Here is a 20,539-nt window from a genome sequence, read left to right as displayed (position 1 = left end):
GACCCGGTCCGCACGGGCGCCAACTCGGCTGGCACCATGCGCCCATGACCACCCAGGACGACATACAGACCCGGGGCGAGGCGCTGGTCGCCGCCGCTCTGGCCAAGGATGCCAAGGCCGCCCACCGGCACACGGACTTCTTCGTGTTCGGCAGAATCATCGACGAGGGCATCTCCTACTGGGAGCGGGCCGTCGAGGCCGGGGACATCTGGTCGCACTACACCCTCGCCCGGTACCGGAAGATCCGGGGCGACCGGCAGGCGGCGGACGCCCTCTACCGGGCCGTCGCGGAGTACGACGCGGGGTGCGCGTACGGGCTCGGGGTGCTGCTGCGCGAGGACGGGAAGACCGAGGAGGCCGCCGAGTGGCTGCGTAAGGGGTGGGAGAACGGGCGGCACCTCGACTGCAAGATCGAGCTGGGCAAGATCATGGCCGCCGAGGGCCGGTGCGCGGAGGCGTCCGCGTTCCTCATGAGCAAGGTCGACCTGGGCGACATCGCCGTCTACCGCTGGTCCCGGCTCTTCGACTCCTTCGAGGAGGTCTTCGACCGGGTCGCCGCCGCCCTGGACATCGCCGAGGCCGACGAGGACGGCCCGGCCGCCCTGGCGGCGGTGCGGGAACTCTTCGAGCTGGACCGGCACTTCGCGGACTACCCGGGGCTCGTCCCCCGCGCCGACGCGCTCTACCGGCGGGGCTCCGCGCTCAGCGCCGAGGCGGGGATGTACTACGCGATGTTCCTCACCGAGACCGGTGAAGAGGGCTGGCCCGACGCCGTCGAACTGCTGCTCCGGGCGCGCGAGGCGGGCGTCGGGCAGGCCGCCTCGCTGCTCGGCGTCAAGTGCGAGCAGCGCGGCGAGCTGGCGGAGGCCGAGCGCGCCCACCGCCTCGCCGTCGAGGAGGGCGAGGAAGCGCCCAAGTGGAACCTCGGGATGCTGTGCATGCGGCTCGGCCGCTACGACGAGGCCGAGCGCTGGTTCAGGGAGTTCGGCGAGGACGACCAGGACGCCGTCCAGCAGCTCGCCCGGATCGCCGTGCTCCGCGAGGGCGGCCCCCGCGCCGCCGACGAGCCCGACTACCGGCAGCTGCCCGGGCTGCGCGAGGCGGCCGAGTCCGGGGACGCCGAGGCCGGATACGCGTACGCCTCGATGCTCAACGACTGGCGCGGCAAGAACGCCCGCTACCTGATCCCCTGGATGGCGCCCGCCGCCCGCGCCGGGAACACCGACGCGGCCTACGACGTGGCGCGGCTGTACGAGGTGCTGCGCCGCTTCACCGACCGCGACACATGGCACCGGGTGGCCGCCGAGGGCGGGGACCGGCACTCCTGCCACCACATGGGCTGGCTCTCCGACCACCACCGCGACTACCAGGAGTCCGAGCGCTGGTACGTCCGCGCAGCCGAGCTCGGCTCCCGCCTCGACTCCATGATCGCGGGCAAGCTGATGGTCCAGCGCCAGGCGTACGCGGAGGCCGAACCGTATCTCCGCAGGGCCTGGGAGGAGGGCGACGACAACGACAAGTTCCGTACGGAGACCGCCGGCTACTACGGGGTCGCCCTGCGCCACCTGGGCCGCCCGGAGGACGCCGTGGACCTCCTCGAACTCGCCGCCGACCGCTGGGAGGACGACGTGCTTCCCCTCTACGACCCGGACAACCTGGACCTCCACGCCCGGATGATCCGGCCGGAGGAGGAGCTGGAGGCGCTGGACGAGCAGCTGGAGGAGGAGCCGGAGGAGGAGGACGGCCGGGAGTGACCCCGCGCTCTGCCCCGCGGGCGGCTGCGGGCGCATCCGGCGCCCGCAGCTCCTCGGACTCCTCGAACTCCTCGAACTCCTGGGACTGCTCGGCCCTCCCCATTTCCGGTTTCACCACGCCATAGATCATTTACGGAACAACCTGGCTGGATATGGACGCAACGAGGCGCGGCAGGCCGCGTGCCCCCCGCCTCCCGGCCCTGGTCACGGTCACCCCGACTCCGCCCGAATGCGAAACATCTATTCAGCGCAACAGTAAAGCCGGTGGCCGAAATGCGGCGCGACGAGAAAGCCACCGAAGGGCTTGACCCTGCTTCGGAGTGCTGGTTACCGTACCGTGGTCGAGGCCACGCCTGACGCTCATGGGGTTGCACGGAACTCGGTTTCGCAGATTTCGTTGTTTATCGGTGCGTCATACAGGTTGCGGTAACGACTGGGGGAGGGATCGGTTTGTCCGGCGACAGCGCCCTGCAAGGTGCCCTGATTCCCCTTTCCGTTTCTTCCGGTCCGGCCGGCCACGCCGCTGGTTTCGGTCCTTCCCGCTCCTTCCGTCCCAGCGATGTCCCGCCATGGGACGGCAGTTCCCTGCTGCGCGAGGCGTCGCTCCCGCAGCTCGAGGCGACGGTCGACGAGGTGCTGGCCGATGCCCGCCTCCTGGCCGAAGAGATGACCGGACGTCTGGCCGAGCTGGATCCGGCGGCGACGCGGGCCGCGATCGAGCGCTACGAGTCCTGCGTCGCCCGGCTGCAATGCGCCACGGTGCACGGCGAGCTCCTCGGCGACCGGCAGGGCCCGGCGCAGGCGCGGGCGCGCGACCTGACCGCCCGCTGCGACCGGGCCTGGGGCGAACTGGCGGCCCAGCTGGCCTTCTTCGAGCCCGAGCTGGCCCAGGCGGAGCCGCAGGCACAGCCGCACGACGACGACAGGCTGCCGCATGCCTACGCCCACTTCGTGCACAAGGTGCGGGCCGGCGCCGCCCACCTGCTGCCCGATGAGCAGGAGAGGGTCCTGGCCCGGCTGCTTCCCACCGGCGGTGAGGGCTGGGGGCGGCTGGCCGAGCGGCTGCTGGCCGGCCTCACCGTCACGACCGAGCAGGGCGCGGTGAGCATCGGCGCGGCCCTGCCCACCCTCTACGCGGCCGACCGCGACCTGCGCCGCGGCACGCACGCGGCGATCAGTGAAGCCCTCGCCGGCCAGGCCGAGTTACGGGCACTCGCGCTCGCGATGGTGGTGGCGGACGGCGAGACCCGCGCCGAGCTGCGCGGCACCGACTGGCTGCACGAGCGCCGCATCGCGGACCAGATCGGCGCCGAGGAGCTGTCGGCCCTGCTGGAGGCGGCCGACGACTGCCTTCCGGTGGCCCACTCCTACTACGCGCTCAAGCGGGAACTCCTCGGAATCGACGACTTCGCCGACTACGACCGTTACGCCCCCATGGGGAGCGCACTCCCGGAATACTCGTTCGGGCAGGCCGCTGAAATCGCCTCGGCAGCAATGCGGGAAATCTCGCCCCTATTCGGAGACGCGGCCCGCGCCATGTTCGACGGAGGCAGAATCGATGCCCGTCCCCGGCCCGGAAAGAAGCGGGGCGCGCACACCCAGCACATTCCGGGGCGGCTGCCGCACATTTCGATGAACTTCACCGGGAAAGCGCGGGACGTCCTGACGCTCACCCATGAACTCGGACACGCCGTCCATTTGCAACTGGCATCCGAGCAACCGTACTTGGCCGCCATACCGGCCTCCGTGACGGGCGAGACGGTGGCCTTGTTCTGCGAGGGCGTCGCCGTGTCGCACCTGCTCGCCCGGTCGGGCGACCGGGCGGAGCGCATCGCCTGGCTGGCCCGCCACCTCGAGGACCAGCTCGTGGCCGTCTGCCGCCACGCCCAGCTGCACCGCTTCGAAGCCGCGCTGTACGAGGACACCCGGGCCGGCGAGAACCTCGACGCCCAGCGCCTCGGTGACCTGTGGATGCGCACGCAAGGCCGGATGTACGGGCCCATGGTGCACCTCACCGACGGGTACCGGCTGTGGTGGAGCTACCTGGAGCCGATGTTCACCGACCCGGGCTCCCACTACGCCTACATCTGGGGCCAGCTGTCCGCGCTGATGCTCCTGCGGCACTTCGAGGCCGACCCGGCCGGCTTCGGCCCGCGCCTGGAGTCGATGCTCCGCCTGGGTGACAGCCGACCGCCCGCCGAGCTGATCGCCGGCCTCCTCGACGAGCCGCGGGCCACCTGGGCCGAGGCGCCCGCGCTGCTCGAAGAGCGGCTGCGGCGGCTGCGCGCCCTCACCGGTTTCCCCTCCCCTGCCGGGGAGCGGGATGTCCCTGCCGTCGACACCGGGAAAGGAGGTGATCACCATGTCCGTCGCCATGAAGACCCGTAAGGCCAGCGCTGCCGGCCAGGCGCACGAGGGCTGAGCCCTTCGATGAGGGGCCACCGCCCCTGGTAACGAACGGCCCTCGCGGGTGGGCGCGCCAATCGCCCACCCGCGAAGGTCCTTTGAGCGGCCCCTCCGGGGCAGCGCACCGACCAGTATCGTGGAAGGAACTCGGCGATGCCCACCGGCGAGACCCGCAGGCCCAGGCTCAAGCACACCTCACCCGTCTTCGGCTCGGGCGAGACGCTCTTCGTCGGCGGCTACGGCGAGGTCACTGAGATCACCGACGAGACGGGCGCGATCCGGCGCCTGCTGCAGCTCCTGGACGGTACGCGCACCGTGTCCGAGGTCCACGAGGCGCTGAGCGCGGACTTCCCCGAAGTCACCCGCCAGGACGTCGACGAGGCGATCGCCCAGTTCGACGACGCCCGCTTCCTCCTGGACGCCTCCCACACCGCGGACGGCGTCCTCAGCCCCCACGAACTCGCCCGGTGGGAACGGAACATCAACTTCTTCGGGTCCTACGCGCGCATGGACGACAACAAGTACGACCAGCAGCGCAAGCTCCGCGACTGCCGGATCACCCTGCTGGGGCTGGGCGGCCTGGGCTCGCACATCCTCCTCGACCTGGCCGCCATGGGCGTCGGCCACGTCCGGGCCGTGGAGTTCGACCGCGTCGAGCTGTCCAACCTCAACCGCCAGATCCTCTACCGCGAGAGCGACATAGGCCAGGAGAAGCTCCCGCTGGCGGTGGAACGGGTCAGGGAGTTCAACCCGCACATCGACATCGAGCCGGTCAGCATGCGGATCTCCTCCGTACAGGATGTGGAGAAGGTCCTCGAAGGGGCGGACGCGGTGATCTCGGTGGCGGACCGCCCCAAGATGGAGATCGCGAAGTGGGTCAACGAGGCCTGCGTCCGCGCGGGAGTCCCGCTGATCACCGGTGGCCTGGACACCCAACGGGCCGTCTACTACACCGTGCTGCCCGGGCGGACCGGCTGCATCGAGTGCTGGCGGCGGCACACCTTCGCCACCGACGAGGTCTCCGGAGCGCTGCTGCAGGAGAAGCGCGACCGGCAGATCGGCGGCGACAACGCCGCCTTCACCCCCCTGGTCACCATGACCACCGGCTTCCTGATCGGCGAACTGACGCGTCTGGTCACCGGCATAGCCCCGCCGGTCGCCGCCGGCCGCATGATGGAACTGCGCTTCGACGACTACGCCATGGCCGAGAGCGAGCGCTGGGAACGGCAGCCCGACTGCCCCGTGTGCGGCACCTCCGGCACACCCGCCACGAGCCCCGCCCTCGCGACCGCCCACTGACCCACGACGCGACCTCCCGCGCAGGCGTTCGCCGGCGCCGCCGCCCTCGGGTGCGGCGACGGCGAACGCCTGCTCCTGTCCACCGACCCGCCCGCATGACCCGTAGGCGCACCATCCGAAAGAAGCCCCCGTGGGAAGCCGCTACTACACCCTGCTGACCGCCTACATCACCTCGTCGCTCGGCAACTGGCTCTACCGCCTCGCGCTGCCGCTGCTCGTGCTCGAACTGACCGGTTCCGCGCTCAGCACGGGCGCCGTCTACGCGATCGAGTACATCCCGTTCCTGCTCCTGTCCCTGCCGGGCGGGGTGTTCGCGGACCGCTTCGACCGGCGCAGGCTGCTCGTCGCCGGTGACGTCGCCGCCGCGGCCATCGCCACGGTGCTGGCCGTCGTGGTCTCCACCGGCAGCCGTGAGCTGTGGCCGATCTACCTCGCCGCGTTCCTGCTGGCCTGTGTGGAGCCGGTCTACCACCCGGCTTTCCAGAGCTTCCTGCCCGAGATCGTCCCCGAGAACCGGCTCGGACCGGCCAACAGCTGGATGCAGTCGGGCGACAACATCATGAGCATGATCGGCCCGGCCGCGGCCGGCAGCCTGGTGATGTTCCTCGGTTTCGAGACGACGATCTACGTCAACGCCGCCACCTTCGTCGTCTCGGCCGTGGCGATCCTCCTGATCCGCCCCGCGGCACCGGCCGCCGAGAAGGCCGAGCCGCGCAAGGTGCACTTCGTCGAAGACGTGAAGGTGGCGCTGCGGTACGTCTTCAGGCGCAACCGCGTCATGGCCGCCGGCTCGCTCATGTTCACCGGAACGAACCTGGCCATCTGGCTGATCCAGGCCAACTTCCTCTTCTACTTGACGACGTACCGGGACATGAGCCCGCGCGTGATCGGCTTCGTGCTGGCCGCGCAGGGGGTCGGCGCGGTCATCGGCGCGGCCGTCGCGGGGCGCCTGGTGCAGAAGTACGCCCCCGGCCGCATCCTGATCACCACCACCGCCCTGGCCGGCGTCGGCACCCTGCTGCTCATCCCGCTGCGCAGCCCGGTGTCCATCGGCGTCGTCTGGGGCCTGCTCTACGCGCTCGGCTCCGTCAACCCGGTCGCCTGGTTCACCCTGCGCCAGAAGATCGTCCCGCGCGAACTGCTCGGCCGGGTCGTCGCCACCACCCGCATGCTGGCCTTCTCGTCCATCCCCGTGGCCGCCTTCCTGGCCGGCGCGCTGGAGTCCTCGTTCCACAACATGTACGTGATCATCGCGATCGGCGGACTGTTCCGCCTGGCCATCGCGGGCCTGGCCTTCCTCTCGCCGCTGCGGACCCCCGTGGAGGGGGTGGTCGAGGACGCCGTGGCGCCGCGTCCGGCACCGGCGGGCGAACAGGCCGGGCCGTGACGGTCCGGCGCTACCTCGGCGGCAGCGGGGGCCGCCTGCGGTCCGGGGCCGTGTCGTACGTCGGCGGGGTCGCCGGAGGGTGCGCGGCGAGGAGGTCCAGGGCGGTGCGGACCGCGTCGTCCAGGACCGCGTAGCGGCCCTCCGCCCAGTCCAGCGGGGTGCGCAGCACCTCCAGGTCCGGTTCGACGCCGTGGTTCTCGACGGACCAGCCGTACGTGTCGAACCAGGCGGCGTTCATCGGCACCGTGATCACCGTGCCGTCGCCCAGGCGGTGGCGGCCGGTCATGCCGACGACGCCGCCCCAGGTGCGCTGGCCGACGACCGGGCCCAGCTTCAGCAGCCGGAACGCGGCCGTGATCATGTCCCCGTCGGACGAGGTCGCCTCGTCGGCCAGGGCGACGACGGGGCCCCGGGGGGCGTTGGAGGCGTAGCTCACCGGCTGGGCGTCGCGGGTCAGGTCCCAGCCCAGGATCGTACGGGTGAGCTTCTCCACGACCAGCTCGCTGATGTGGCCGCCGGCGTTGCCGCGCACGTCCACGATCAGCGCGGGGCGGGAGACCTCCATGCGCAGGTCCCGGTTGAACTGCGCCCAGCCGGAACCGCCCATGTCGGGGATGTGGAGGTAGCCGCACCGCCCCCCGCTCAGTTCCCGGACCACCTCGCGGCGCTTGGCGACCCAGTCCTGGTAGCGCAGGGGGCGTTCGTCGATGAGGGGCACGATCGCGATGCGGCGCGGGCGGCCCCCGCCCTCCGCCGGGCGGAAGGTCAGCTCGACCGTCGTACCGCCCGCCGCCGCGAGCAGGGGGTAGGGCCCGGCGACCGGGTCCACCGGGCGGCCGTCCACATGGGTCAGCACCGCCCCCTCGCGGATTCCCGTGCCGGCCAGCGGGGAACGCGCCTTGGAGTCCGAGGAGTCGCCGGGCAGGATGCGCAGCAGGGTCCAGTCCCCGTCCCGGCAGGCGAAGTTGGCGCCGAGCAGGCCGATCGCGCGCTGGTAGTGCGGCGGGCCCTCGTTGCGGCGCGCGGGTGACACGTAGGCGTGCGAGGTGCCCAGCTCGCCCAGCACCTCACGGAGCAGGTCCGCGAACTCGTCGGGTGTGGCGACGCGTTCGACCAGCGGGCGGTACTGGTCCAGGACCCCCTGCCAGTCGATGCCGCACATGTCCGGCTCCCAGAAGTACGAGCGGGTGATGCGGCCCGCCTCGTCGTAGGCCTGGCGCCACTCCGCCGCCGGGTCCACCTCGTGCAGGATGCGGCGCAGGTCCAGGAAGACGGTCGAGTCGTTGTCGCCGGGCTCCGTGGCGGGGACCGCGCGCAGTTCGCCGTCGTCCATCACGACCAGCCGGGAGGCGTCGCCGCTGACCTCGAACCAGTCGAGGTGGCCCACGAGTTCGGTCTTCTTCGCCTTGGCGATGTTGAAGTGCTCCAGGGTCGGCCGGCCCGACATGTCCGCCGGGTTGGCGAAGGTCTCGCCGAGCGCCCCGGAGATCGGCCAGCGCAGCCACACCAGGCCGCCGCCGCTGACCGGCGCCAGCGCGGAGTACTTCGAGGCGGAGACCGGGAACGGCGTGACCCGGCTCTGCAGCCCTTCGAACTCGACGGTGACCGTGGACCCCTCCGTCATCCCCGCCTCGGCCGAGTCGACCGGGTCCAGGCCGCCCGCCGCCGGCCGGCCGTCCGGGAGCAGGGCGAAGGGGGACGGGGTCGCCGACGAGAGCGGCACCAGGTAGGGGCGGCAGCCGAGCGGGAAGGACAGGTCGCCGGTGTGGACGTCGTACACCGGGTCGAAGCCGCGCCAGGACAGGAAGGCCAGATAGCGGCCGTCGCCGGTGAAGACCGGGTTCTCGTCCTCGAAGCGGCCGTTGGTGACGTCCACGATCACCGGCTCGCCCGGACCGCCGATCCGGGCCAGCTTGATCTTGCGCAGGGAGCGGCCGATGCCCGGGTGCGACCAGGTCAGCCAGGCGCCGTCCGGGGAGAACGCCAGGTCGCGGACGGGCCCGTTGACGGACCGGATCAGCTCGGCCGGCTCGCCGGTGGACGTCTCCTCGCCGGTGTCCAGGAGCAGCAGCCGGCCGTCGTGCGTGGCGATGGCGAGGCGTTCGCCGTCCGGGTCGGAGACCAGCTCCTGGACCCGGCCGATCCGGCCCCACGCGAGGCGGCGCGCGGGACGGTCGCCGCTGGCGCGCGGCAGCTGGGCGATCTCGACCGCGTCCTCGCCCTCCGCGTCGGTGACGTAGGCGACCTGGCCCCCGCTGCCCAGCATCTCCGGCAGCCGCACCCGCACCCCCGGGGTGTCCGAGATGGTGCGGGCGGGCCCGTCGCGGTGGGTGAGCCAGTAGAGACTGCCGCGTACCGAGACGGCGCTCGCCCGGCCCGTCTCGTCCACGGACACCGCGTCCACATGGCTCGACGCCGGCACCTGGTACGTACGCCGTCCGGAGCGCGGGCCGCCGAGCCGGACCTCCAGCTTCCGGGGCACGGCGTCGGGCGTCTCCAGGTCGTCCACGAGCCACAGCCCGCCCGCGCACTGGTAGACCACGCGGCGCCCGTCGCTCGCCGCGTGCCGGGCGTAGAACGCGTCGTGGTCGGTGTGGCGGCGCAGGTCCGTGCCGTCGGGGCGGCAGGAGTAGAGGTTGCCGACGCCCTCGTGGTCGGAGAGGAACGCGATCCGGCCGCCCACGAACATCGGGGTGTCGAGGTGCCCGCCGATGTCCGGGAGCAGCCGCTCGCCGTGCAGCCACAGCCGGCCCATGGCCCCGCCCCGGTAGCGCTTCCAGGCCGCCGGTTCGTGCGGCGGGGTGCCGGTGAGCAGCAGGGTGCGGCGCTCGTCCCCGATGTCGGCGATCGCGATGTCGGTGACCGGGCCCCAGGGGAGCTTGCCGCCGGGGCTGCCGTCGGTGGGGACGCTGTAGGCCCAGGAGAAGTAGGAGAACGGCTGGTTGTGCGAGGAGACGGCGAGGATCTGCGCCGCGTCGCCGGGGTCGGGCGTCCAGCCGCAGACCCGGGTGTCGGTGGAGCCCCAGTAGGTGAGCCGGCGGGACGGTCCGCCGGCGACCGGGGCGAGGTGGATCTCCGGGTCGAGGCTGCGCCACGACGTGTAAGCGATCCGGGTCCCGTCGGGCGAGAACCGGGGGTGGCCGGCTCTGGTCCGGTCGGCGGTGATCCGCCAGGCCCGGCCGGGGCGCTCCCCCTCGGCGGCGAGCGGGGCGACCCAGAGGTCGTCCTCGGCCACGAAGCAGAGCAGATCCTCGTGGAGGTGCGGGAACCGGAGATACGAGACGTCGTCACTCACCCCCCAATGCTTTCCGCGCGAAGGGGGTGCGGCAACTCAGAGCGGCCTGCCTTTTGTGGTGCGAGCCACAAACGAAACCGTTTCGTTTCGCTCGGCGGCCGGGGTACCGTTCTGCTGTACGAAACGGTTTCGTTCGATGATTCATCGGACAGGAGGTCGAACCATGGCACGCACACGGCTCACGCCCGAGCGTGAGAGCGAGCTGTACGCCGCCGTGCTCGACCTGCTCCGCGAAGTCGGCTACGACGCCCTCACGATGGACGCCGTCGCCGCCCGTACGCATTCCAGCAAGGCCACCCTCTACCGCCAGTGGGGGAGCAAGCCGGCGCTCGTCGTCACGGCCCTCCGGCACAACAAACCCGGCACCATCGGCGACGTCGACACCGGCTCGCTGCGCGGTGACTTCCACGCCGTCCTCAGCCGCAGTGACGACTGTCAGATGGAGAAGGACGCCGCGCTGATGCGGGGTCTGAGCCATGCCGTCCACAACAACCCCGACCTCCTGCAGGCCCTGCGCGAACTGCTCGTCGAACCGGAGATGACCGGTCTCGACACGCTGCTGCGCCGGGCCGTGGACCGGGGAGAGGTGAGCCCGGACAATCCGGCGCTCAGATACGTAACGCACATGCTGATCGGCGCCTTCGCCACTCGGCAGCTGGTCGAGGACCGCCCCGTCGACCAGGCATTCCTCCTCGACTACGTCGACTCCGTGATCCTCCCCGCTCTCGGAGCCTGACCTTCCAGGTCCCCGCGCTTTTCCGTACGGCCCCTCCCCAAGCCCCACCTGACACGCCGCTCTCGTCGTCGGGCTGGTTCCTCACGCCCATTTCCACTCAACGACCTGACCGGGAGTACGCCTCCGTGGCCACATTCCTCTACAAGCTCGGACGGCTCGCCTTCCGGCGCCGCCGCTATGTCGCCCTGATCTGGGTGGCACTGCTGGCGCTCGCCGGGTTCGGCGCGTCCTCCGCAGCCACCGCGACCTCCAGTTCCTTCTCCATCCCCGGTACGGAGGCCCAGAAGGCCTTCGACCTGCTGGAACAGCGCTTCCCGGCCGCCAGCGCCGACGGCGCGACCGCGCGCGTCGTCTTCAAGGCCCCCGAGGGCGAGAAGGTGACGGACGCGGCCAACAAGGCCGAGGTCAACAAGATCACCCGGGAGCTGAAGGACGGCTCCGACCAGATCGCCTCGGTCACCGACCCGTACACCGGCAACGCCGTCTCCAAGAACGGCTCCACCGCGTACATCTCGGTCTCGTACAAGGTCAACTCGATGGAGCTGACCGACGACACCCGGGACGCGCTGGAGGAGGCGGGCACCCACGCCCAGAAGAGCGGGATGACCGTGGAGATCGGCGGTGACGCGCTCCAGGTGATGCCGGAGACCGGCGCCACCGAGATCATCGGCATCGCGCTGGCCGCCGTGGTGCTCCTCATCACCTTCGGCTCGCTCATCGCGGCCGGGCTGCCGCTGCTCACCGCCCTGATCGGGGTCGGCATCGGCGTCTCCACGATCACCGCCCTGGCCAACGTGCTCGACCTGGGCAGCACCACCTCCATGCTCGCGATGATGATCGGCCTCGCGGTCGGCATCGACTACGCGCTGTTCATCGTCTCCCGCTACCGCGCCGAGCTGGCCGAGGGCCGGGAACGCGAGGAGGCGGCGGGCCGGGCGGTCGGCACGGCCGGGTCCGCGGTCGTCTTCGCCGGGCTCACCGTGGTCATCGCCCTGGCCGGTCTGGCCGTCGTCAACATCCCGATGCTGACGAAGATGGGCCTCGCCGCGGCCGGCACGGTCGCCATCGCCGTGCTCATCGCCCTCACCCTCGTCCCGGCCATGCTGGGCTTCGTGGGCAAGCGCATCGTGGGCCGCAAGGCGCGCAAGGCCGCCGACGCGGCGGACAAGCCCGAGGCGAAGGTGAACATGGGCACCCGCTGGGCCCGGTTCGTGCTGCGCAAGCCGGTCTGGGTGCTGCTCGTCGGCGTCCTGGGCCTCGGCGCGATCGCCGTACCGGCCGCGTCGCTGGAGATGGGCCTGCCGGACGACGGCTCCCAGCCCACCAGCACCACCCAGCGCCGCGCCTACGACCTGCTCTCCGACGGCTTCGGCCCCGGTTTCAACGGCCCGCTGCTCGTCGTCGTGGACACCGAGCACAGCGCGGACGGCAAGGCCGCGGCCAAGCAGGTCGGCGACGAGATCGCCGGGATCAAGGGCGTCGTCGCCGTCACCCCGGCCTCGTTCAACAAGGCCGGCGACGCGGCGATGATCACCGTCGTCCCGAAGGACCGCCCCAGCTCCGTCGAGACGGAGAACGTGGTCCACGCGATCCGCGACGCGGGCGAGGACATCAAGTCCGACACCGGCGCCGAGGTGCTGGTCACCGGCTCCACCGCGATGAACATCGACTTCTCGCAGAAGATGAACGACGCGCTGCTGCCCTACCTGGCGCTCGTGGTCGGCCTCGCCTTCCTGCTGCTGATGGTGGTCTTCCGGTCGGTGCTGGTGCCGCTGAAGGCGGCGCTCGGCTTCCTGCTCTCGGTCGTCGCGGCCCTGGGCGCGGTCGTCGCGGTCTTCCAGTGGGGCTGGCTCGGCTCGCTCTTCGGGGTCGAGCAGACCGGTCCGATCATGTCGATGATGCCGATCTTCATGGTGGGCATGGTCTTCGGCCTCGCGATGGACTACGAGGTCTTCCTCGTCACGCGGATGCGTGAGGCGTACGTCCACGGCGAGAAGCCCGGCCAGGCCGTCGTCACCGGCTTCCGGCACGGGGCGCGGGTCGTCACGGCCGCCGCCGTGATCATGATCGCGGTGTTCTCCGGGTTCATCGGCTCCAGCGAGCAGATGATCAAGATGATCGGCTTCTCGCTGGCGATCGCCGTCTTCTTCGACGCGTTCGTCGTGCGCATGGCGATCGTGCCCGCCGTCCTGGCGCTGCTCGGCAAGCGCGCCTGGTGGCTGCCGCGCTGGCTGGACCGCGTGCTGCCCAACGTGGACGTCGAGGGCGAGGGCCTGCGCAAGGAGCTGGACGAGCCGTCGTCCGGCGACGCCGGCCCGGAGTCCGGCGGCGAGCGCGAGCTGGTCCGCGTGTGAGCCCGGTCCGCGTGTGAACCCGGTCCGCGTGTGACCCGCGCGGACCGAACTCCGGGGCCGCGTCCGAGCGGTGCGCGGCCCCGGGAGCCCGGTTGCCTGTGGGGACGGGGGGCCGGGGCGGCGAGAGCCCCCGTGCACGGTGTGCACGGGGGCTCTCGGCATGTCAGGTCCGGGCCGCGGTCTCCGGCTGCGGCGACTCCGGCTGCGGTGCCTCGTGGTGCGTACGGCGCAGGAAGCGGACCAGCGGGGCGCAGTCGAACTGGACGATGTCGACGCCGGCCGCCTCGTGCCGCTCCACCACCACCTGCACCCTGCCGCACGGCCATATCCGCCAGCCGTCCTGCTCGACCGGGTAGCGCAGTCCGCGTTCCAGGAGCTCGCGCTCGACGGCCCACTCGGTGCCGCCCGGGTAGGCGATGCGGATCGTCGCGGGGGAGTCCGCGCCGTCGAACCGCAGCTCGACCGGGACGACGGGCAGGTCGCGGGCGTCGGTGACGAGCCGGGCACGGGCATGGTCATGGATCACGGGGGGCATGGACCGACTCTCCATCCTGCTTCTGGAACTTTGTCATCTAATGTCCCATATTTTGCGTAAAGGGCATTATGGGAGCCATTTGTAGTTGTGGGGGACGCGCTCTTGCGAACGTTTCGCAACAAGGACCTATCATTGAGAGGTTCACGACCCCGCGCACCCGGCGCGTCAACGCGAGAACGCAGGAAGCGGAGCCTCCCCCCATGCATGTACCCGACGGATTCATCAACGCACCCGTCTCCGCCGTCGCGGGCGTCGTCGCCGCCGGTGCCGTCGCCGTCAGCCTGAAGGGGGCCCGGCGCGAACTGGACGAGCGCACCGCGCCGCTGGCCGGGCTCGTCGCCGCCTTCATCTTCGCCGTGCAGATGCTGAACTTCCCCGTCGCCGCCGGCACCAGCGGCCACCTGCTCGGCGGGGCGCTCGCGGCGATACTCGTCGGGCCGTATACGGGTGTGCTCTGCATATCCGTCGTGCTGCTGATGCAGGGCATCCTCTTCGCCGACGGCGGCCTCACCGCGCTCGGCGTCAACATCCTCGACATGGGCGTCGTCACCACCGTCGTCGCCTACGCCCTCTTCCGCGGCCTGCTCGGCGTGCTGCCGCGCACCCGCCGCTCCGTCACCGCCGCCTCCTTCGTCGCCGCGCTGGTCTCCGTACCGGCCGCCGCCTGCGCCTTCACGCTGATCTACTGGATCGGCGGGACCACCGACATCCCGATCGGCAAGGTCCTCACCGCCATGGGCGGCGTCCACGTCCTCATCGGCATCGGCGAGGCCCTGATCACCGCGCTCACCGTCGGCGCCGTCGTCGCCGTCCGCCCCGACCTGGTCCACGGCGCGAAGGGCCTCGCCGCCCCGCTCAAGCTCCGCGTCGACGGCGAACTGGTCGACGCCCCGGCGCCCGCCCGCGAGCCCGCCCCCGCCGCGCACCGCCCGACCCGCGGCCTGTGGGTCACCGGCCTGGTCACCGCCCTCGTGCTGGCCGGGTTCGTCTCCTTCTACGCCTCCGCCGACCCGGACGGCCTGGAGAAGGTCGCCGCCGACAAGGGCATCGACAAGGAGGCCAAGGAGCACGCCACCGCGGACTCCCCGCTCGCCGACTACGGCGTCAAGGACGTCTCCAACGCCCGGCTCTCCGGCGGCCTCGCCGGCGTGATCGGCGTCGGCGCCACCCTCGTCGCGGGCAGCGGCGCCTTCTACGTGGTCTCCCGCCGCCGCCGTACGCAGGGCGAGGCCGGCACCCGCACCGAGGAGAAGGTCTGACATGGGCGCCGGCCACACCCACAAGCTCTACCGGCACGGGCACTCACCGGTCCACGACCTGCCGCCGCACTGCAAGCTCGCCGCCGTGTTCTGCTTCGTCGTGGTCGTCGTCTCCACCCCGCGCGAGGCCGTCTGGGCCTTCGGGCTCTACGCGCTGCTCATCGCGGGCGTCACCGCGCTCGCCCGCATCCCGGCCGGCTTCCTGCTCAAGCGGCTGCTGATCGAGGTGCCGTTCGTCGCGTTCGCCGTGCTCATGCCGTTCGTCGTGCCCGGCGAGCAGACCCACGTCCTCGGCCTCTCCGTCAGCGTCCCCGGCCTCTGGGGCGCCTGGAACGTGCTGGCCAAGGGCACGCTCGGGGTCGCCGCCTCCGTGCTGCTCGCCTCCACCACCGAACTGCGCGAACTGCTGCTCGGCCTCCAGCGCCTGAAGCTGCCACCGCTGCTCGTGCAGATCGCCTCCTTCATGATCCGGTACGGCGACGTGATCACCGACGAGATGCGCCGCATGTCCATCGCCCGCCGCTCCCGGGGCTTCGAGGCCCGTGGCATACGGCACTGGGGCGTCCTCGCCAAGTCGGCCGGGGCCCTGTTCATCCGCTCCTACGAGCGAGGCGAACGCGTCCACCTCGCGATGGTCAGCCGGGGCTACGCGGGCACCATGCCCGTCATCGACGAGGTGACCGCCTCGCGCACCCAGTGGGCGTACGCCTCGGCCCTCCCGCTGCTCGCCCTCGCCGTGTGTCTGGTGGGATGGACCGTATGAGCACCGACCCCGCCCCCGTACCGCCCTCCCTGGAGGTCAGCGGCCTCGCGTACGCGTATCCCGACGGCCACCAGGCGCTCTTCGGCGTCGACCTGACCGTCGGGCGCGGCGAACGCGTCGCGCTCCTCGGCCCGAACGGCGCCGGCAAGACGACCCTGGTCCTCCACCTCAACGGCATCCTGCAGGCGGGCGCCGGGTCGGTGCGGGTCGCCGGACTGCCGGTCGACAAGCGGAACATGGCCGAGATCCGCCGCCGCGTCGGCATCGTCTTCCAGGACCCCGACGACCAGCTCTTCATGCCCACCGTCCGCGAGGACGTCGCCTTCGGACCCGCCGCCGGCGGGCTGCGCGGCGCGGAGCTGGAGGAGCGGGTCATGGAGGCGCTGGGGCGGGTCGGCATGGAGGAGTACGCGGCCAGGCCGCCGCACCACCTCTCCTTCGGGCAGCGCCGCCGCGTCGCCGTCGCCACGGTCCTCGCCATGCGGCCCGAGATCCTCGTCCTGGACGAGCCCTCCTCCAACCTGGACCCGGCGTCCCGGCGCGAACTCGCCGACATCCTGCGCTCCCTGGACGTCACCGTCCTGATGGTCACGCACGACCTCCCGTACGCGCTGGAGCTGTGCCCCCGCGCGGTCATCCTCAGCGACGGGGTCATCGCCGCCGACGACCGCACCCAGGACCTCCTCTGCGACGAGCCCCTGATGCGCGCCCACCGCCTGGAACTCCCCTTCGGCTTCGACCCGCGTTCCGTGACGGTGAATTCCGGGTGACCCGCCCCACCTCCCACCTGCGGTGCCGTGCACCATGGGGGGATGAGCGGCAGTGCGGCAGCAGGCGTGGACGTACGCGGCACGGCGGCGCCCGGATACGAAGCGGTCCGGGACGCCTTCGTCCGTAACTTCGAGCAGCGCGGGGAGCGGGGGGCGGCGGTCGCCGTCTACCGGCACGGGCGAAAAGTGGTCGACCTGTGGGCCGGCACCAGAGACGTGGACGGCACCGAACCCTGGGCCGTCGACACCGTCCAGGTCGTCCGCTCCGCCGGCAAGGGCATCGCCGCGGCCGTCCCCCTGCTGCTCCACCAGCGCGGCCAGATCGACCTGCACGCCCCGGTCTCCACGTACTGGCCGGAATTCAAGGCGAACGGCAAGGAGCGCGTCCTCGTCCGCCACCTCCTCGCCCACCGGGCCGGTGTCCCGGCCCTGGACCGGCCGCTGACCCCGGAGGAGGCCGCGGACGGGGTGAGCGGGGCGCACGCCGTCGCCGCCCAGGCCCCGGCCTGGGAACCCGGCGCGGCGCACGGCTACCACGCGCAGACCTTCAGCTGGCTCCTCGGCGAACTCGTGCGCCGCGTCACCGGGCGCACCGTCGGCCGCTGGGTCGCCGAGGAGATCGCCCGCCCGCTCGGCCTCGACTTCTGGTTCGGCATCCCCGACGACGAGGCCCACCGGGTCGGCCGGATCGGGCCCGTCGAGCCGCCGGCCGCCGAGAACACCGGGGCGCTGCGGTTGCGCCCGAAGCGGTCGGTGGCGGAGGCCTACCGCGACCCGGAGTCGCTGACCCGGCGGGCGTTCGGCGCGATCGACCCGCTGCCCGACGAGAACGACCCCGCCTACCGGGCCGCCGAACTCCCCGCCTCCAACGGCACCGCGACCGCACGCGGCCTGGCCCGCTGCTACGCCGCGATGATCGGCCCGGTCGACGGCCAGCGGCTGTTCGCCCCGGCGACCCTGACGCTCGCCCGCACCGAGGAGTCGGCGGGCCCGGACCGGGTCCTCGTCGTCAACACCCGTTTCGGCCTCGGCTACATGCTCCACGGCCCGGCGAGTCCGCTCCTCGCGCCCGGCTCCTTCGGGCACCCGGGCCGGGGCGGCTCGCTCGGCTTCGCGGACCCCGAATCGGGGATCGCCTTCGGGTACCTGACGAACGGCCTCCAGAAGGGAGTCACGGCGGACCCCAGGGCCCAGGCGTTGGTGCGGGCGGTGCGGTCGGTGTTGTGACTGCTGGGTGCTGCGGGGGGAGTTGGCGTCGGCCACCCCCGGTGGCCCGGGGCCGGTCGGCATTGTGACCGTCGGGCGCCTCGGGGAGTTGCCGTCGGCCTTCCTTGGGTGCGGGGTCGTCGGTGTTGTGACTGCTGGGTGCGGCGGGGGAGTTGGCGTTGGCCGCCCTTGGGCGCGGGCGGTGCGGTCGGCGTTGTGATCGACGGGCGTTGCGCGGGAGTTGGCGCCGGCCGCCCCCGGCGGGCCCCGGGGCCTTCGGGGTTGTGACCGCTGGGCGTTCCGGGGGAGTTGGCGCCGGCCTTACTTGGGCCAGGGGCCTTCGGCATTGTGACCGCTGGGCGCCTCGCGGGAGTTGGCGTCGGCCGCCCCCGGGCCCGGGGACCGGTTCGCGCGGTACGGTCGGCGCTATGACTCGCTTCGATGGTTACGCAGTCCTCATCACCGGCGCGGGCCGGGGCATCGGCGCCGCCACCGCCCGCCTGATGGCCGCCGAGGGCGCCCGCGTCCTCGTCACCGACCTGGACGGGGAGCGGGCGGAGTCGGTGGCGGCGGAGATCCGGGCGTCGGGCTTCGCGGCCGAGGCGACGGCCTGCGACGTGGCGGACCGGGCGGCGGTCGAGGCGGCGGTGGCGCACGCCGTGGAGACCTTCGGCGGGCTCGACGTCCTGGTCAACAACGCGTACTCCTGCAGCCTGGACAGCACGCTCTTCGAGGACGAGCAGGACGAGACCTGGCACCGCGACCTGGACGTCTCGCTGGGCGGTGCCTACCGCTGCTCGCGCGCCGCGATGCCGCACCTGGCCGCGTCCGGCCGCGGCGCGATCGTCTCCATCGGCTCCGTCAACGGCGTGCAGGACTTCGGCAACCACGCCTACAGCGCCGCGAAGGCGGGCCTGGCCAGCCTCACCCGCACCCTGGCCGGCCACGCGGGCCCGCGCGGGGTCCGGGCCAACCTCGTCGTCCCCGGCACGATCCGAACCGACGCCTGGGCGGGCCGCGAGGCGGAGCTGGACCGGGTCACCCCGCTCTACCCGCTCGGCCGGGTCGGCGAACCGGAGGACATCGCGAAGGCCGTGGCGTTCCTCGCGTCGTCGGACGCGGAGTGGATCACGGGCACGTCGCTGTGCGTGGACGGCGGGCTGACGGCGGTGAACACGGGCTTCCGGGCGGCGGTCTCGGGGTAGCCGGAGCCGCCCGCGAACGCTTGAGGGCCTCCTGTGCAAGTACGGGGTGAGACCGCCGCCCCGGCGGTCCGGAACAGGAGACCCCATGGACCCGGACGAGGACCTGCTCGCCCGTTCCGCACGGGAGCCCACGGCCTTCGAGCCACTGGTCGCCCGGCACTCCGCCGCCCTGCACGGCTATCTCGTACGCCGCGCCCCGGCCGCCGCCGACGACCTGCTCTCCGAGGTGTGGCTCCAGGCTTACGCCCACCGGGCGACGTTCGACGCCGGGCGCGGCTCGGCCCGGGGCTGGCTGTTCGGCGTCGCCGGCAAGGTGCTGTCCCGCCACCGGCAGACCACGGCGCGTGCCGCGGCCCGCACGGAGCCGGGCCCCGACGCCGTGACGGCCGACCCCTGGCAGGCGGTCGACCAGCGCCTGGACGCGGCCTCGGTGGCCCCGGAGCTGCGCCGCAGACTCGCCGAGCTGCCCTCCGCCGAGCGCGAGTTGCTGCTGCTCGTGGCCTGGGAACAGCTCACCCCCGCCGAGGCGGCCGCCGCCGTCGGCATCCCCGCCGGAACCGCCCGTTCCCGCCTGCACCGGGCCCGCGCCCGCTTGCGCGACGGACTCACCGGCCCTGCCCGTACGACCCTGACGGGAGACTTCGCATGACGCACGAGAACCAGCCCACGGACCTGCTCGACTTCCCCGGCGCCGCCGCCCTGGAGCGCGCCGGCCGCACCGAGCCCCTCGACCCGGCGGTCCAGGCCCGCGCGCACTCGCTGATCCTGGACGCGATCGCGGCCGACGCCGCGTCGGCGCCCGTGACCGTTTCGCGCTTCGGACGCCGCAGGGTGCTCGCCCTCGCGGCGGCCGTCGCGGCGGTGGCGGTGGGCGGGGCGGTGCTCCCGGTCACCGACTTCGGAAGCGACGGCCCGGCGGCGAGTGCGTCGGCGTCGGAGGTGTTCACGAGCATGGCGGACCGGGTGGCGGGCGAACCGGCTTCCTCCGCCCCGTACTGGAGGACGACCGTCCGGTCGTGGGCCGAGGGGAAGCGGGCCCACACCGACGACATCTACCTGGGCCGCGACCGGGTCGTCATCAAGTCGGAGGACGGCCGCACGATCACCAAGAAGAGCTCGAGCCTGGCCGTTTGGCGCGTCGGCGCGAGGCAGGTCCGCTGGGACGGCCTGGACACCCTCCCCACCCGCCCCGACGCGCTTCGCAGCGCGCTCTCGGCCGGCGCGAAGGGCTCCGCCGCCGAACAGACCGTCCTCCAGGCCGGCGACCTGCTGACCGACGCCCCCATTTCGCCGAAGCTGAGGGCGGCGCTCTACCGGGTCCTCGCGGACACACCCGGTGCGGTGGTGACGGAGGGCGTCAAGGACGCGACGGGCCGTACGGGTACCCGTATCTCCTGGAAGTGGAAGGAGAAGCCCGGCTACAGGATCTACAACCCGGGTTGGATCGTGCAGCCGTCCACCGGCCGCCTCCTGGAACGCGATCACACCCCCGTCGGCAAGGACGGCCACATCACCGACCGCGACACCTACCTGTACGCGGGCCCGGCGAAGACCACGGGCTGAGGGACGC

The 20,539-nt window shown here is 72.3% G+C and carries 15 protein-coding genes; 13 read left to right on the top strand and 2 right to left on the bottom strand.

The annotated features are described in order from the left end of the window. Positions 1-44: 44 nt before the first annotated feature. The 4 genes from FKN01_RS25900 (at position 45) to FKN01_RS25885 (ending at position 6,846) form a co-directional block, all read left to right on the top strand. Complete coding sequence (locus FKN01_RS25900) at positions 45-1,754, top strand: tetratricopeptide repeat protein (protein WP_143624668.1); 1,710 nt, start codon at positions 45-47, stop codon at positions 1,752-1,754. A 450-nt stretch (positions 1,755-2,204) separates the two neighbouring features. After that, positions 2,205-4,142 carry a M3 family metallopeptidase gene (locus tag FKN01_RS25895; protein ID WP_143624666.1) on the top strand — a complete coding sequence of 646 codons (1,938 nt, stop codon included), beginning with the start codon at positions 2,205-2,207 and terminating at the stop codon, positions 4,140-4,142. Positions 4,143-4,313: 171 nt separating this feature from the next. Then, positions 4,314-5,459, top strand: coding sequence for a ThiF family adenylyltransferase (locus FKN01_RS25890; protein WP_143624664.1), 1,146 nt, complete (start codon positions 4,314-4,316; stop codon positions 5,457-5,459). A 130-nt stretch (positions 5,460-5,589) separates the two neighbouring features. Beyond that, complete coding sequence (locus FKN01_RS25885; RefSeq protein ID WP_143624662.1) at positions 5,590-6,846, top strand: MFS transporter; 1,257 nt, start codon at positions 5,590-5,592, stop codon at positions 6,844-6,846. Between the two features lie 10 nt (positions 6,847-6,856). Here the strand turns inward: FKN01_RS25885 and FKN01_RS25880 are convergent, their stop codons facing one another. After that, positions 6,857-10,141: a S41 family peptidase gene (locus FKN01_RS25880; RefSeq protein WP_143624660.1), complete on the bottom strand. Its 3,285-nt coding sequence runs from the start codon at positions 10,139-10,141 to the stop codon at positions 6,857-6,859. A 163-nt stretch (positions 10,142-10,304) separates the two neighbouring features. Between FKN01_RS25880 and FKN01_RS25875 the strand changes: the two genes are divergently transcribed. Together FKN01_RS25875 and FKN01_RS25870 are read left to right on the top strand one after the other, a co-directional pair. Further along, complete coding sequence (locus FKN01_RS25875) at positions 10,305-10,877, top strand: TetR/AcrR family transcriptional regulator (RefSeq protein WP_143624658.1); 573 nt, start codon at positions 10,305-10,307, stop codon at positions 10,875-10,877. Positions 10,878-11,002: 125 nt separating this feature from the next. Beyond that, entirely contained in the window at positions 11,003-13,231 is a 2,229-nt protein-coding gene (locus FKN01_RS25870; RefSeq protein ID WP_143624656.1) for an MMPL family transporter, read from the top strand. A gap of 163 nt (positions 13,232-13,394) precedes the next feature. Here the strand turns inward: FKN01_RS25870 and FKN01_RS25865 are convergent, their stop codons facing one another. Continuing rightward, positions 13,395-13,766: an SsgA family sporulation/cell division regulator gene (locus FKN01_RS25865; protein ID WP_143624654.1), complete on the bottom strand. Its 372-nt coding sequence runs from the start codon at positions 13,764-13,766 to the stop codon at positions 13,395-13,397. A gap of 200 nt (positions 13,767-13,966) precedes the next feature. On the opposite strand from FKN01_RS25865, the gene FKN01_RS25860 reads away from it, so the two are divergent. The 7 genes from FKN01_RS25860 (at position 13,967) to FKN01_RS25830 (ending at position 20,532) form a co-directional block, all read left to right on the top strand. Next, entirely contained in the window at positions 13,967-15,025 is a 1,059-nt protein-coding gene (locus tag FKN01_RS25860) for an energy-coupling factor ABC transporter permease (protein ID WP_143624652.1), read from the top strand. Position 15,026: 1 nt separating this feature from the next. After that, the gene (gene cbiQ / locus FKN01_RS25855; RefSeq protein ID WP_143624650.1) at positions 15,027-15,788 is read left to right on the top strand and encodes a cobalt ECF transporter T component CbiQ; all 762 of its coding nucleotides are present in this window, start codon (positions 15,027-15,029) and stop codon (positions 15,786-15,788) included. Continuing rightward, positions 15,785-16,558 carry an energy-coupling factor ABC transporter ATP-binding protein gene (locus FKN01_RS25850; RefSeq protein ID WP_143624649.1) on the top strand — a complete coding sequence of 258 codons (774 nt, stop codon included), beginning with the start codon at positions 15,785-15,787 and terminating at the stop codon, positions 16,556-16,558. Before cbiQ ends, FKN01_RS25850 begins: the two co-directional genes overlap by 4 nt. A 66-nt stretch (positions 16,559-16,624) precedes the next feature. Next, on the top strand, positions 16,625-17,785 hold the full coding sequence (locus tag FKN01_RS25845) for a serine hydrolase domain-containing protein (RefSeq protein ID WP_143624702.1): 1,161 nt from the start codon (positions 16,625-16,627) through the stop codon (positions 17,783-17,785). Between the two features lie 407 nt (positions 17,786-18,192). Beyond that, on the top strand, positions 18,193-18,969 hold the full coding sequence (locus tag FKN01_RS25840) for an SDR family NAD(P)-dependent oxidoreductase (RefSeq protein WP_143624647.1): 777 nt from the start codon (positions 18,193-18,195) through the stop codon (positions 18,967-18,969). Positions 18,970-19,054: 85 nt separating this feature from the next. Next, a complete protein-coding gene (locus tag FKN01_RS25835; RefSeq protein ID WP_143624645.1) occupies positions 19,055-19,618 on the top strand; it encodes an RNA polymerase sigma factor in 564 nt (187 codons plus the stop codon). Beyond that, positions 19,615-20,532, top strand: coding sequence for a CU044_5270 family protein (locus FKN01_RS25830; protein ID WP_143624644.1), 918 nt, complete (start codon positions 19,615-19,617; stop codon positions 20,530-20,532). Before FKN01_RS25835 ends, FKN01_RS25830 begins: the two co-directional genes overlap by 4 nt. Positions 20,533-20,539: the final 7 nt, after the last annotated feature.

It is taken from the genome of Streptomyces sp. 130, assembly GCF_007096885.1.
In the GTDB taxonomy this organism is placed as follows: Bacteria; Actinomycetota; Actinomycetes; order Streptomycetales; family Streptomycetaceae; genus Streptomyces.
This window is presented reverse-complemented; position numbering and strand designations above follow the sequence as displayed.